Genomic DNA, 13,905 nt, shown 5'->3' with positions numbered 1-13,905 from the left:
AAGACCGATGAGGATTCGCAATGCGGATGGACAAGCTCACCTCGCGTTTCCAGCAGGCGCTGGCAGACGCACAGTCGTTGGCCGTGGGCCGCGACAACAGCATCATCGAACCGGTTCACCTGTTCAGCGCGTTGCTGGACCAGCAGGGTGGCAGCACGCGCCCGCTGCTGGCCCAGGCCGGGGTGAACGTGCCGGTGCTGCGCGAGCGCCTGACCGAGGCGCTGGACGCTCTGCCCAAGGTATCTGGCCAGGCCGGCAACGTGTCGCTGGGCAACGATCTGGGGCGCCTGCTGAACCAGACCGACAAGCTGGCCCAGCAGCATGGTGACGCCTTCATTGCCAGCGAGTGGTTCGTGCTGGCCGCGCTGGAGGATGGTGGCACGCTGGGCATGGCGCTGCGCGCCGCTGGTGCCGACAAGACGCGCCTGCAGGCGGCGATCGACAAGCTGCGTGGCGGCGAGAACGTGCAGTCGGAGAATGCCGAGGAGCAGCGGCAGGCGCTGGAGAAGTACACCATCGACCTGACCGCGCGCGCCGAGAGCGGCAAGCTCGACCCGGTGATCGGCCGTGACGAGGAAATCCGCCGCACCATCCAGGTGCTGCAGCGCCGGACCAAGAACAACCCGGTGCTGATCGGCGAGCCCGGCGTGGGCAAGACCGCGATCGTGGAAGGGCTCGCGCAGCGCATCATCAACGACGAGGTGCCCGAAGGCCTGCGCGGCAAGCGCGTGCTGTCGCTGGACATGGGCGCGCTGATTGCCGGTGCCAAGTTCCGCGGTGAATTCGAGGAACGCCTGAAGGGCGTGCTCAACGACCTGGCCAAGAACGAAGGCCAGATCATTCTGTTCATTGACGAACTGCACACCATGGTCGGTGCCGGCAAGGCCGATGGCGCGATGGATGCCGGCAACATGCTCAAGCCGGCCCTGGCGCGTGGCGAGCTGCACTGCATCGGCGCGACCACGCTGGACGAATACCGCAAGTACATCGAGAAGGACGCTGCGCTGGAGCGCCGCTTCCAGAAGGTGTTCGTCGGCGAACCCACGGTGGAGGACACCATCGCGATCCTGCGCGGGCTGAAGGAAAAGTACGCCGTGCACCACGGTGTGGAAATCACCGACCCGGCCATCGTCGCCGCCGCCACGCTGTCCAACCGCTACATCACCGACCGCCAGCTGCCGGACAAGGCCATCGACCTGATGGACGAAGCCGCCTCACGCCTGCGCATGGAGATCGACTCCAAGCCGGAGGAGCTGGATCGCCTGGAACGCCGGGTTATCCAGCTGAAGATCCAGCGCGAGATGCTGAAAAAGGAGAAGGACGAAGCCTCGCGGCAGCGCCTGGCCGATCTGGAGAAGGACATCGATGCGCTGGAGCGCGAGTTCTCCGATCTCAATGAAATCTGGAAGTCGGAGAAGGCCGCGCTGCAGGGCGCAACCAAGATCAAGGAACAGGTCGAGCAGGCCAAGCTCGAGCTGGAAGCCGCGCAGCGCCGCCAGGATTTCGCCAAGATGAGCGAGATCCAGTACGGCCTGTTGCCACAACTGGAAAAGCAGCTGGCTGCGGCCCAGGAAGCCGAGCACAAGGACTTCAAGCTGGTGCAGGACCGCGTGACCGACGAGGAGATTGCCGAAGTCGTATCGCGCTGGACCGGCATCCCGGTCAACAAGATGCTCGAAGGCGAGCGCGACAAGCTGCTGCGCATGGAAGAGGTGCTGCACAACCGCGTGGTCGGCCAGGAGGAAGCGATCAAGGTCGTCTCCGATGCCGTGCGCCGCTCGCGTGCAGGCCTGTCCGATCCGAACCGTCCGGCCGGCTCGTTCCTGTTCCTCGGCCCGACCGGCGTCGGCAAGACCGAGCTGTGCAAGTCGCTGGCCGAATTCCTGTTCGACAGTGCCGACGCGATGATCCGCATCGACATGAGCGAGTTCATGGAGAAGCACAGCGTCGCGCGCCTGATCGGTGCGCCTCCGGGCTATGTCGGCTACGAGGAAGGCGGCTACCTGACCGAGGCCGTGCGTCGTCGCCCGTACTCGCTGATCCTGCTGGACGAAGTGGAGAAGGCGCACCCGGATGTGTTCAACATCCTGCTGCAGGTGCTCGACGATGGCCGCCTGACCGACGGCCAGGGCCGCACCGTGGACTTCCGCAACACCGTCATCGTGATGACCTCGAACCTGGGCTCGCACCAGATCCAGGACATGAGCGCCGACGACAGTCCGGAGGCCTACACGCAGATGAAGGCGGCGGTGATGGGCGTGGTACAGGCGCACTTCCGTCCGGAGTTCATCAACCGGCTGGACGACATCGTAGTGTTCCACCCGCTGGACAAGCAGCAGATCAAGCAGATCGCGCGCATCCAGATGCGCGGGCTGGAGAAGCGGCTGGCCGAGCGCGGGTTGAAGCTGGCGGTCTCCGATGCGGCGTTCGACCTGCTCGGCAACGTCGGCTTCGATCCGGTGTATGGCGCGCGCCCGCTGAAGCGCGCGATCCAGTCGCAACTGGAAAATCCGCTGGCGCAGCAGATCCTGTCCGGCGCCTTCGTCAACGGCGACACCATCGAGGTTGGCAACGACGGCGGTCGCCTGGTGTTCGCCAAAGCGTGATTCACACGGGGCGCCGCCTGGCCGCAGCGCCCCGTTTCCTGCGAGGCATGCCGGGCCATGCCCGGCGCTCACTCAGAAGCGGTGCGTATAGCCGCTCATCAAGCCGAACTGGTTCGCCTTCTGCACGATCGGGCTGTCGGCGGCATCACCGAGCAGGCGCGTGCCTTCGGCCGAGATGTACCAGTTGCCGTTGCGGCCCACGCGGTGGCTCCACTTCAGGCCGACACCGGCACTGACCAGGCCGGCCTTTGGCTTGTGCTCGGCAAAGCCGGTACGCGCCGCCTGTTCCGGGCTGACGCCGTACCAGGTCTGCATGTAACCGCGGTTGCCGTAGTCGGTGGACACGCTGCCGCTGACCACGCCGCCGGCCAGGTCGAACAGCGGCATGCTCAGGTTCAGATGGATCTGCTGGGTGGCCAGGCCGTTCTCGGCCTTGTCCTCGTCCTTGCGGGTGAACTGCCAGGAGCCGCTCAGCACGGCTTCGCCCAGCGTATAACCAGCCGAGACGCCGACCAGGGGACGGGTATCGATATCACCCATGCCGCGCAGGAAGTCGGAACCGCCGAGCAGCGAGTCCTTTTCCTTGCGGATGCCGCTGGCGCCGACATACGCGCGCACGCGGGTGTGCTCACCGATGGAGGTGCCCCAGCCAATGCCACTGGTGCCCAGAAACCAGCCACCGGGCGAGGTGACATCGAAGGACAGCGACGGCGTCGCACGATACTCCTCGCTGCCGCTGTAGCGCGGTGCCACGCCGCCACCGGCGGCTAGCTCGAAGGTCCAGCGGTCATCCTGGGCGTAGGCGGTCGGTGCGGCGAACAGCGGCAACAGGGCCAGGCAGAGCAGGGCGGGGGAACGGCGAAGCTGGGACATGGAAACTCTCGACAATGGGAGGAAGGCAGCGCGCGCATCCGGCGAGTGCTGCAGGGTCGCTAGCGTGGCGATACGCCGGCGACCGATCCGTCCGCAGTTGTGCGGGAGTTGTAATCAACTGTAATTGCACCCAAGGGCGTTCAGCTGGCAGCCAGCGGCCAGTGCATCTCCAGGCGCGCGCCGCCCAACGTGGCGCGGCTGATGCGAAGCTCGCCGCCGTGGCGGACGGCAATGCGGCTGACGATGGCCAGGCCCAGGCCGAAGCCGCCGGTATCGCGGCTGCGGCTGTCATCCAGGCGGGTGAACGGGCGCATCACCTTCTCCCGATCGGCTTCGTCGATGCCGGGGCCATCGTCATCCACGCGCAGGCAGGCGCGGCCGCCGACACCGACCAGCGAGACTTCCACCTGCGAGCGCGCATGGCGCAGCGCATTGCCGACCAGATTGCTGAGTGCCAGCTGCAGCAGGCGTGGTTCGGCATCCACCCGTGGCAACGCACTGGGCTGCACGCGCAGTACCACCCCGGCACGTTCGGCATCACGGCGCGCATCGGCCAGGCAGGCCTGCAGCCAGTCATTGGCTTCGATACGCTGCATCGGTTCGCCTTCGCTGGGGTGCTCCAGGCGCTCATACGCCAGCAGTTCGCTGACCAGCCGGTTGAGTTCGGCCAGATCGCCGTGCAGCCCCTGTGCCAGCCGTGCACGGCGTTCGTGATCGTCGCTGTCCTGCATCAGGTCCAGGCCGAAGGCCACGCGCGCGATCGGCGTGCGCAGTTCGTGCGAGATCGCATGGGTCAGGTCGCGTTGGCGCTGCACCAGTTCGGCTACGCGCGCGGCCATGCGGTTGGAATGTTCGACGATGACCCGGATCTGCGAGCGCGGCGAGACCTGTGCGCGCGCTTGCAGATCACCGGCACCGATGCGGTCGGCGTGCAGGCGCAGCGCTTCAAGATCGCGCCAGAGCAGGCGCACCCAGGCGTACAGGCTGGCGCCGACCAGCAGCAGGATGCTGAGGTATGCCGCGATTGTCATGTACGTCGTCATCTGCACCGCGCCAGGCAGGCGCAGGTGCAGCCAGCGGCCTCCGATGCCTTCGATGGGCAGCAGGACCTGCTGGTATTGATCGCGCACGATGAAGCCATCGGCCTTCACGGCTGCCTGTTCCTGGGGGGCGAGCGCGGGCGGACTGTCGAGCAGGGTCAGCGCGATGCCGTAGTGTGGCTGCCACTGCTGCAGGCGCTCACGCTGCTGGCCGGCGTCCAGGCCGGCCAGGCCACTGCGCAGGGCGTACACCTGCCCGCGCACCTGCTCGACGAACACGCGATCCTGCACAGGCGTGTAGATGCCGTCCAGGATGTGGTTGAGGAAAAACACCGACACCAGGAAGCAGGCACCAGTGACGAACCACAACCACAGGAACAGCCGCTTCATGCCGTCCAGGCCGACGGATTGAACTGGTAGCCACGGCCCCACACGGTCTTGATCCGCCGCGGTTCGCGCGCATCATCGCCGAGCTTGCGGCGCAGCTTGCCGATGCTGACATCGACACTGCGGTCCAGGCCGTCAAAGCCGATGCCGCGCACCGCCTGCAGGATATGGTCGCGCGACAGGATCTGCCCCGGCTGGCTGGCCAGCAGCCACAGGATCTCGAATTCCGTGGTGCCCAGCTCGACCGGCTGACCGTGCAGGTGCACTTCGCGCTGCATGCGGTCGATCAGCAGTTCGCCATGCATCAGGCGGCTGGGTGTGCCGGTGTTGCTGCTGCCATGGCGGCGGCGCAGCAGGGCGCGCAGGCGGGCCAGCAGCAGGCGCGGCTCGATCGGTTTGTGCACATAGTCATCGGCGCCCGATTCCAGGCCCAGCACCTGTTCGATGTCGTCCTCGCAGGCGGTCAGCATCAGGATCGGCACATCGGAGAAGCTGCGGATCTGCCGGCACACGTCGATGCCGCCCAGGCCGGGCAGCATCAGGTCCAGCACCACCAGCTCCGGCGCGTGCTGGCGGCAGGCGGCGCCGGCCAGGTCGCCGCGGGCCACATGCTGCACGGCGAAACCATGTTCGTGGAGATAGTCGCTGACCAGTTCGGCCAGGCGACGGTCGTCCTCCACCAGCAGGACCTGCGTCGGAGTACCGTTGGCGGTTGGTGTCCAGGGGGATGGCTGCATGCGCGTGGGGCCTCCGTGCCCGGGCAGGAGCGCCCGGCGGCGAAGCCTATCAACGCCCCGTGACCGCTGCCTGAATCGCGGCCAACCTGATAACCCCCGGTATGGGCGTCATCGCCAGCAGCTTTCAGCGGCGGGCGACGGCTGGCCTATGGTGGCGGTTTCCCCGGATGGAGCCTGGCGCAATGAGCGATCCGCAGTGGCAACTGGAAACCCTGGCCGTGCACGGCGGCTACCGTCCCGACCCGACTACCCGCGCGGTGGCGGTGCCGATCTACCAGACGGTGGCGTATGCCTTCGATGACACCCAGCACGGTGCCGACCTGTTCGACCTGAAGGTACCGGGCAATATCTATACGCGCATCATGAACCCCACCACCGACGTACTGGAGCAGCGCCTGGCTGCGCTGGAAGGCGGCATCGGTGCGCTGGCGCTGGCCTCGGGGCAGGCCGCGATCACCTATGCCATCCAGACCATTGCAGAGGCCGGCGACAACATCGTCGCCTCCAGCGCGCTGTATGGCGGCAGCCTCAACCTGCTGGCGCACACGCTGCCGCAGTACGGCATCCAGGCGCGCTTTGCTGATCCGGCTGATCCTTCTGCGTTCGCCGCGCTGATCGACGAGCGCACCAAGGCGGTGTTCGTCGAATCCATCGGCAACCCGCGTGGCAACGTCACCGACATCGCTGCGATTGCGGAGGTCGCGCATGCCGCCGGGGTGCCGCTGATCGTCGACAATACGGTGGCCACGCCTTTCCTGCTGCGCCCGTTCGAGCACGGCGCCGACATCGTGGTGCACTCGCTGACCAAGTACCTGGGCGGCCACGGCACCAGCCTGGGCGGCGCGATCATCGATTCGGGCAGCTTCGACTGGACCGCACAGCCCCAACGCTTCGCGCGGCTCAACCAGCCCGACCCCAGCTACCATGGCGTGGTCTATACCGAAGCCCTGGGGCCAGCGGCCTACATCGGCCGCGCGCGCGTGGTGCCGCTGCGGAATACCGGCGCAGCGTTGTCGCCGTTCAATGCGTTCCTGATCCTGCAGGGCATCGAGACCCTGGCCCTGCGCATGGAACGCATCAATGCCAATGCGCTGGCCGTCGCGCAGTACCTGAAGGCGCACGCCAAGGTAGCGTGGGTGCGCTACGCCGGACTGGCCGACGACCCCGAGCACGCCGCCGCGCAGCGCTATCTGGGTGGGCACGGCTCGGGCGTGCTGACCTTCGGCCTGCCGGGCGGGCGCGAGGCAGGCGCACGTTTCCTTGACGCGCTGAAATTGTTCACCCGCCTGGTCAACCTCGGCGATGCGAAGTCACTGGCCACCCATCCCGCCTCGACCACCCACCGCCAGTTGGATGCGGCGGAACTGGCCAAGGCCGGCGTCAGTGAAGACACCGTGCGGCTGTCGATCGGCATCGAGCACATCGGCGACCTGCGCGCCGACCTGGAGCAGGCCTTGGCCGCTGCCTGATAGCCACGCGCTTGGTCGTCATCGCCACAGGCGATCACCGCCGGCCACGCGATGCGCTAGGGTGGAACTGCCTCTCCAAGGCGTGGCAACGTGGCGATCCAGATCCCCGGTCGATGCGGGTCGACCGGGGATTTTTTTGTTTCCGGGGTCAGATCCGTTTTCCTGCGGAAAACGGATCTGACCCAATGCACCAACAGCAGCGGGGAACTGTCGAAGGCGGGGTGGGTCCGGTTGCGGGGGCGTGAGCCGCATGGATGCGGCGACCGAGCCTACATGGACGTATTCACGGCGTCCCCCGCAACCGGACCCACCCCGCCATCCCACGGAATGCCTGCTTTTGCTTTTGCCGTTGCAGTTGAAGTTGCTTCAGCAGGTGCCGGGCTGCAAGCCCTGCCGCAAGCACACTTCTCACACCACCGGGATACTGTGCTGCCCCAGATTCCGGTACGGCGGTGTGGACATGATCATCTCCGCCAGCGAGTACGCCAGCTCACGTTCGGCCATCACCGTGCCATCGGCACCGTGTTCCAGCAGATGCTTCACTTCCGCATCGCTGTGCGCGCGCGCCAGCAGGGTCAGGTCCGGGTTGATCGCACGCAGCTTGGCCAGCGCCTCACCGGCTTCCAGCGGCTGCGGAATCGCCAGCACCGCAATCTTCGCCCGCTCAGGATGGGCCTCGGCCAGCACCCGGTCGGCCGCCGCACTGCCGCGGATCGCCGCCAGGCCCTTGGCGTGCGCCGCCTCGACGTGTTCCTTGTTGTCATCGATCACCAGCACCGGCACGCCACGGTCGCTCAGCACCTGCGCCAGTTCGCTGCCGACCCGGCCATAGCCGATCACGATGGCGTGGTCATGCAGGTCCCGTGACGGGCCGATGGCTTCAGGCGGCTCGGGTGCCTGCGGGGACTGCTCCTGCTTGGCCTGCCAACGGTCGAGCAGGCCGAACACCAGCGGGTTGAGCATGATCGACACCAGTGCCCCGGCCAGCACCAGCGACTGGCCTTCCTTCGGCAGGATCTGCAGCGCCACGCCGAGGCCGGCGATGATGAAGGCGAACTCGCCGATCTGCGCCAGGCTGGCCGAGATGGTCAGCGCGGTGCTGGTCGGGTGGCCGAACGCACGCACGATGAAGAACGCGGCGGCCGACTTGCCGAACATGATGATCAGCACCGTGGCCAGCACCTGCCACGGGTGCTGCACGATGATGTTGGGGTCGAACAGCATGCCGACCGACACAAAGAACAACACCGCGAACGCATCGCGCAGCGGCAGCGAATCATGCGCGGCCTTGTGGCTCAGTTCTGATTCGTTGAGCAGCATGCCGGCAAAGAACGCGCCCAGCGCGAACGAGACGCCGAACAGCATCGCCGAGCCGAACGCCACGCCCAGCGCGATCGCCAGCACGGACAGGGTGAACAGCTCACGCGAACCGGTACCGGCGATGCGTTCCAGGATCCACGGGATGACCCGGCGCCCGACCACCAGCATCACCGCCACGAACAGGCCCAGCTGCACGAAGGTCCAGCCGATGTCGGCCAGCACGCTGCCCAGCGAATGCGATTCCTTGGCCGCGTCGGGACCAAACACGCCGGCCATCACCGGCATCATCACCAGTGCCAGCACACAGGCCAGGTCTTCGACGATCAGCCAGCCGACCGCGATCTTGCCGCGCATCGTCTCCAGCAGCCGGCGTTCCTCCATCGCCCGCAGCAGCACCACGGTACTGGCCGTGGCCAGCGAGAAACCGAAGATGACGCCATGGATGGCCGGCCAGCCCATCAGCGAGGCCACGCCCCAGCCGAGCAGGGTGGCCACCGCGATCTGGCCGATGGCACCGGGAATGGCGATGGCCTTGACCGCCATCAGGTCCTTCAGCGAGAAGTGCAGGCCGACACCGAACATCAGCAGCATCACGCCCAGTTCGGCCAGCTGGTTGGCCAGCGCCTGGTCGGCGACGAAGCCGGGGGTGAACGGGCCTACGCAGATGCCAGCAACCAGGTAACCGACCAGGGGAGACAAGCGGAGCTTGTTGGCCAGCGCGCCGAAGATGAAGGCGAGCCCCAGGCCAACGGCCACGATGTTGATCAGGTCGGTGTCATGGTGCATCGGCACTCGCAGGAAATCGGGGGGATGCCCCGATTTTCACCGATGCGGCCACATACGGCAAACCCGGCCAGCGTATCGGATCGTTGCGTGGGCGGAGCCATCAGTGGTCGGCGTCCGGCCTGGCGTGTGCGGCGCGATCGAGGGTGGCGCTGTCGGGATCGGACCTGTTTGGGGTGACCAGTTGCTCTCGACCGTGAACCGGAGCCAGACCGACGCCACCCGAGACGGGCACGGGAAGGAGGATGGTTTCGATACGCGGCGGTGCCATCGCAGGACCCTTTGCCCCTGTGCGAAGGTTTTTCAGTCGATCCAATGATATACGAGGGTGGGAAGTCATTCTGGTGGCGCGCGTTCTGGGCAGGACGCCTGAGGTCTGGCCGAAGTTTTCCCGAGCCCCGCACGCGTCACCATGTGCTCATTGCCCCTTCTGCTTGCCAACCAGGCGGGGCCTGCTCTCTTCAGACTGCGTGGGTGGATGACCGCATGAAGCTTCCCGACATCGACGTAGTGATTCAGGCGGTAGGCCAGGACACGAGTTCTGCTTCCATGTCCCGGTTGCTCCTTGAACTGGAAATCGGCGAGGTCGACTTCCGTCGCTATCCGTTCAACTTGGCCGGAAGGCGAATATGGACCGACAGCGAGGGTTCGCTGCAGTTGGAATTCAAGGACATCGGACTACTGAAGGACATTCCGTATCACGATCTGGACGATGGCCCATGGGTGCTGACTGACGCGATCTTCTGGGGAGTCAGGAAAAACAAGCGGGCCTACGCTGGGTCTTTACCCCACGGAGTGAGCTTTTCCATGCTGCGTCCACATGTCAGGGAGCGACTTGCCGTTCTGGGTGCAGGGAACGCTGTCGAGATGGGCTTTTCTGGAGAAGTGGATATCTGGTGGGTCAGCGGTCTGGAGCTTACGGTGGATTTTTCCGGTCCCGGAGATTCGATTCGCTGCGTATCCGTTGGCATTCCGGTGGACCGTACTCATAGCCAAGCGTAATCGCGGCGTATGCGCAACCCGCTCGAATGGACAGTGGGGCTTCCATGATTCTTCCAACAAATATGGTGCACATCCAGGCAGTAACAGCCCTGTTTGGCAGAAGCGCCACTGACCCAGCCGTCTCAACGATGCTGCAGTCGCTTGGCGTCAGGCGAAGGCCAGAGCTGGCCCGTCCTGCCAAAAGCCCTTACGAGGCGATTGTGCGTGTGAGCGCGCGGGGCATGCTGTTCTCCTTCAGCGAGCGCAACTACTGGAACGGGCGATCCATTGCTTCGCACGGCAAGAGCGGTGAGCTGATCTTCACCAACGTTGCGGTGACGGCCGGCATTCCGGATGTCATGCGCAGGTACGAAGGCGACCTGCTGTTTGGCCTGCAATGGGAGGACGACAGGACGACAGCGCGCGAAAGGCTCGCCACGGCGGGCTTTGGGGACAGCTTGCACGCCGGCAGGCGTGACGCGTGGTGGCTGCCTGACTACCGCATCCGTCTGACGTATCAGGCTGGATGCATCAAACAGGCAGGAGCGCGTGGGATCTTCGATATCAGCTTGGGAATTCCCATGCATCCATTGGCTTGCGCACCGGCAACGCGCGAGTACCCTTCGGCGGAGCAGGTGCTCGCTGTCCTCGGCAGATCGACCAATGACCCCGATTCCCAGGTCGCGTTCCGGGACCTTGGTCTTGCGAGTCTGATGGCGGAGGCGAGCAGCGAGGTCGTTGATAGAGCCGACGAGCATGGCTTCATCCTTTACTTTGACAGTAGGCAGGGCGTGCCCGGTAGCCATCCGGTATGCACCGGCATCAGTTTCGTCCGCGATCGACTGGGAAACTCAAGAGCCTGGGCTGGGCCGCTGCCATTCGGCCTTCAATTCGATGATCCGCCGTCCATTCTCGAAGAGCGCATGGATCAACGAGCCAGTCGTTGGCTTGATGAAGGAACGTTTGGCAGCGCGAGGTGGTCGCTGCCTGGTCTTCAAGTGAGCGTGAATTTTGACAGTCTGGACAACTGTCTCGAGTCTGTCCGTGTGATCGTAGAAGGTCATCGCACGTCCAATTGCCAGCCGCGCGGCTGATCTTGCCCGCAGCACATAACAAAACACCCGCCGGATCACTCCGGCGGGTGTGAGAGATGTGGCTAGGAGTTGTCGGCCCGCGGCCGGCACTACCAGAGCCTCGCTTACCAGGTGTACTTGATCCGCCCGTACACATACGCGCCGTTGAAGCCGAACGGCGAGTAGTTGCTGTAGGGCAGCATGCCGAAGGTGGAGTTCTGCAGGTCTTCGGTGCGGTCCGGGTACTTGTCCAGCAGGTTGTCGGCGCCCACGGTCAGGGTCCAGTTGCTGCTCGGCTTGTAGCTGGCCGAGGCATCCACCACCCAGGCATCGCCGTAGGTCTGGTCGCGCAGCGCGGTGGCCGAGTTGCGCACGGTGAACTTGCCGTAGCGGGTGGCGGCCAAGCCCAGCTCCCAGTGGTCCGAACGCCAGGTGCCGCTCAGGATCGCCTTGTCGCGCGGGTAGCTGTCCTCGATGCGGCCAATTTCATCGCGACCGATCAGCGACTGGGTCAGGCCCAGCGTGCCGAACACCGGCGGGGTGCCGCCGACACGGCGCACTTCGGTGTCGTTGTAGCTGTACGCAGCGGTCAGCTCCAGGCTGCTGGCGCTGAACGGCACGGTGTAGCTGGAGACGAAGTCGACGCCGCGGGTGCGCGTATCCAGGCCGTTGGTGAAGTACGAGAACGCGGTCACCTGCGGCAGGCCGAGGGTGCCCAGCAGCGCGCTGGTGGCGGCGTTGGTGGTGATGCTGGACGAGAGCGCGATGCGGTCATCAATGTCGATCTGGTACGCATCGACGGTGATGTACAGGCGGTCCACCGGCTGCAGCACCAGGCCCAGGCTGTAGGAGGTGGAGGTCTCGGCCTTCAACGGCGAGGCGCCCAGCGCCTGCGCGGCCGGGCTGGTGGTCGGGAAGGTGCCACGCTCGACGAACACGCCATTGAGGAACTGGCTGGTCACCGCCTGGTAGCCCTGCTGCGCCAGCGACGGTGCACGGAAGCCGCTGGAGGCGGTTGCCCGCAGCGCGACCTTGTCGGTGAATGCATAGCGCGCCGACAGCTTGCCGGAGAAGCGGTCGCCGAAGTCCGAGTAGTCCTCGTAGCGGCCGGTGATGCCGGCCGAGAACTTCTCGGTCAGGTCCGCTTCCAGGCCGGCATAGACCGCGTAGTTGTGGCGGTCGGCATGCACTTCATTGGTCGGGGTGAAGCCCGCGAAGCCCTGCGCGCCGCTGCCGGTGTACGAGTTCAGTTCGCCCGGGTTCTGGTCCCACTTCTCCTTGCGGTACTCACCGCCGAAGGACAGCGTGACCGGGTAGGCCAGGCCCCAGTCCAGTGACTTGGTCAGGTCGGCATTGAAGATGTCCTGCTGGTACTTCAGCGTGCCGTCGTAGAACGAGCGCGGGCTGGTGGCGCCGAGGCTGTAGTTGATGCTGTTGCGGGTGTGGAAGTCGAGGGTGTTCTCGCCGTGGTTCAGGCTCAGGTCCCAGGTCCAGCCGTTGTCGGTGTTGCCCTTGACCCCGGCCACCAGCGAGCGGTCCTTGGAGTACTGGTTGATCTCCGGCACGTAGCCGTCCGGGTAGGTCTGCGCCAGCAGCGCGCTCTGCCCGCTGTGGTTGCGCGAACGGTAGAACGCGAACGAGGTGATGTCGCGGTTGCTGAGCAGCGCGCTGGCGTAGCCGGTCACGTGGTCGCTGAAGTCGAAGCTGGCGTTGGCCGAGGCGGCGGTGGCATCCACGCGCGGGTCGCCGACGATGAAGGTCTTCTGGCCGATGCTGGGGAAGTTGCCGGTGTTCGGCGTGGTGCCGCGGTACGGGCCGGCGCGGTTGCTCTCGTCCTGCTGGCTGATCTGGCCGGCCACGTGCACCCGGCCGCGGCCGTTGCCGAACTCGACGCCGGTGTCGCCGGAGAGCTGGTACTTGTTGCCGTCACCGGCCGAGTACTGGCCGTAGTCCACGGCCAGGCTGCCGCCACGGCCGCTGCCCTTGAGCACGATGTTGATGACGCCGGCGATGGCGTCCGAGCCGTACTGCGCCGACGCGCCGTCGCGCAGCACTTCCACGCGCTCGATCGCGGCGATCGGGATCGCGTTGATGTCCACCGCCGACGAGCCACGGCCGATGCTGCCGTTGACGTTGATCATCGCCGAGGTGTGGCGGCGCTTGCCGTTGACCAGCACCAGCACCTGGTCCGGTGACAGGCCGCGCAGCTGCGCCGGGCGCACGCCACTGGTGCCGTCGGTCAAGGCCGGGCGCGGGAAGTTCAGCGAGGGCAGGGCGCGCGACAGTGCGGTGGCCAGCTCACTGGTGCCGGTGGACTGCAGCACTTCAGGGGTGATGATGTCGATCGGCGACTGCGATTCGGCGACCGTGCGGTCGGCCACGCGGGTGCCGGTGACGATCACCGTGTCCAGGGTGTTGGCGGCGGTGCCGGCCTGCTGGGCAGCGGCACCGAACGGAGAGCCACCGAGTGCGACAGCGACGGCGGCGGCGATCAGGCTGGTCTTGCGGGTCATCGGGATGGGGCTCCGGTTGGCGGGGGCGGCACCGGAATCGACATCACGGGGGTGAGGCGGACGGCGGTTGTTGCGGTGCGCAATACAGCAATTAACGGGATATTCAGTGCCTGTCAAATGCCG

Annotated in this window: 9 protein-coding genes; 4 read left to right on the top strand and 5 right to left on the bottom strand. The window is 65.9% G+C overall.

The features are described 5' to 3' along the window. Positions 1-20: 20 nt before the first annotated feature. Positions 21-2,606, top strand: a complete 2,586-nt coding sequence (clpB, locus tag G370_RS0108165; RefSeq protein WP_019660151.1) for an ATP-dependent chaperone ClpB — start codon at positions 21-23, stop codon at positions 2,604-2,606. Between the two features lie 72 nt (positions 2,607-2,678). On the opposite strand, the gene G370_RS0108160 is transcribed toward clpB, so the two are convergent. From G370_RS0108160 to G370_RS0108150, 3 genes are all read right to left on the bottom strand, one after another. Continuing rightward, on the bottom strand, positions 2,679-3,479 hold the full coding sequence (locus tag G370_RS0108160; RefSeq protein WP_019660150.1) for a MipA/OmpV family protein: 801 nt from the start codon (positions 3,477-3,479) through the stop codon (positions 2,679-2,681). A gap of 140 nt (positions 3,480-3,619) precedes the next feature. Beyond that, complete coding sequence (locus G370_RS0108155; protein WP_019660149.1) at positions 3,620-4,909, bottom strand: ATP-binding protein; 1,290 nt, start codon at positions 4,907-4,909, stop codon at positions 3,620-3,622. Continuing rightward, a complete protein-coding gene (locus G370_RS0108150; protein ID WP_019660148.1) occupies positions 4,906-5,643 on the bottom strand; it encodes a winged helix-turn-helix domain-containing protein in 738 nt (245 codons plus the stop codon). Before G370_RS0108150 ends, G370_RS0108155 begins: the two co-directional genes overlap by 4 nt. A gap of 182 nt (positions 5,644-5,825) precedes the next feature. On the opposite strand from G370_RS0108150, the gene G370_RS0108145 reads away from it, so the two are divergent. Next, complete coding sequence (locus G370_RS0108145) at positions 5,826-7,112, top strand: O-acetylhomoserine aminocarboxypropyltransferase/cysteine synthase family protein (protein ID WP_019660147.1); 1,287 nt, start codon at positions 5,826-5,828, stop codon at positions 7,110-7,112. 408 nt (positions 7,113-7,520) lie between these two features. Here the strand turns inward: G370_RS0108145 and ybaL are convergent, their stop codons facing one another. Continuing rightward, positions 7,521-9,218, bottom strand: a complete 1,698-nt coding sequence (gene ybaL, locus G370_RS0108140) for a YbaL family putative K(+) efflux transporter (RefSeq protein ID WP_019660146.1) — start codon at positions 9,216-9,218, stop codon at positions 7,521-7,523. A gap of 483 nt (positions 9,219-9,701) precedes the next feature. Between ybaL and G370_RS0108135 the strand changes: the two genes are divergently transcribed. Further along, complete coding sequence (locus G370_RS0108135) at positions 9,702-10,217, top strand: hypothetical protein (RefSeq protein ID WP_019338704.1); 516 nt, start codon at positions 9,702-9,704, stop codon at positions 10,215-10,217. 44 nt (positions 10,218-10,261) lie between these two features. Further along, positions 10,262-11,290, top strand: a complete 1,029-nt coding sequence (locus G370_RS0108130; protein WP_245541205.1) for a hypothetical protein — start codon at positions 10,262-10,264, stop codon at positions 11,288-11,290. 104 nt (positions 11,291-11,394) lie between these two features. On the opposite strand, the gene G370_RS0108125 is transcribed toward G370_RS0108130, so the two are convergent. Next, positions 11,395-13,782 carry a TonB-dependent receptor plug domain-containing protein gene (locus tag G370_RS0108125; RefSeq protein WP_019660144.1) on the bottom strand — a complete coding sequence of 796 codons (2,388 nt, stop codon included), beginning with the start codon at positions 13,780-13,782 and terminating at the stop codon, positions 11,395-11,397. Between the last annotated feature and the right edge of the window lie 123 nt (positions 13,783-13,905).

This window comes from Stenotrophomonas hibiscicola ATCC 19867 (assembly GCF_000382065.1).
In the GTDB taxonomy this organism is placed as follows: domain Bacteria; phylum Pseudomonadota; class Gammaproteobacteria; order Xanthomonadales; family Xanthomonadaceae; genus Stenotrophomonas; species Stenotrophomonas hibiscicola.
The sequence above is the reverse complement of the archived record's forward strand: the minus strand, read 5'-3'. Positions and strand labels throughout refer to the sequence as shown.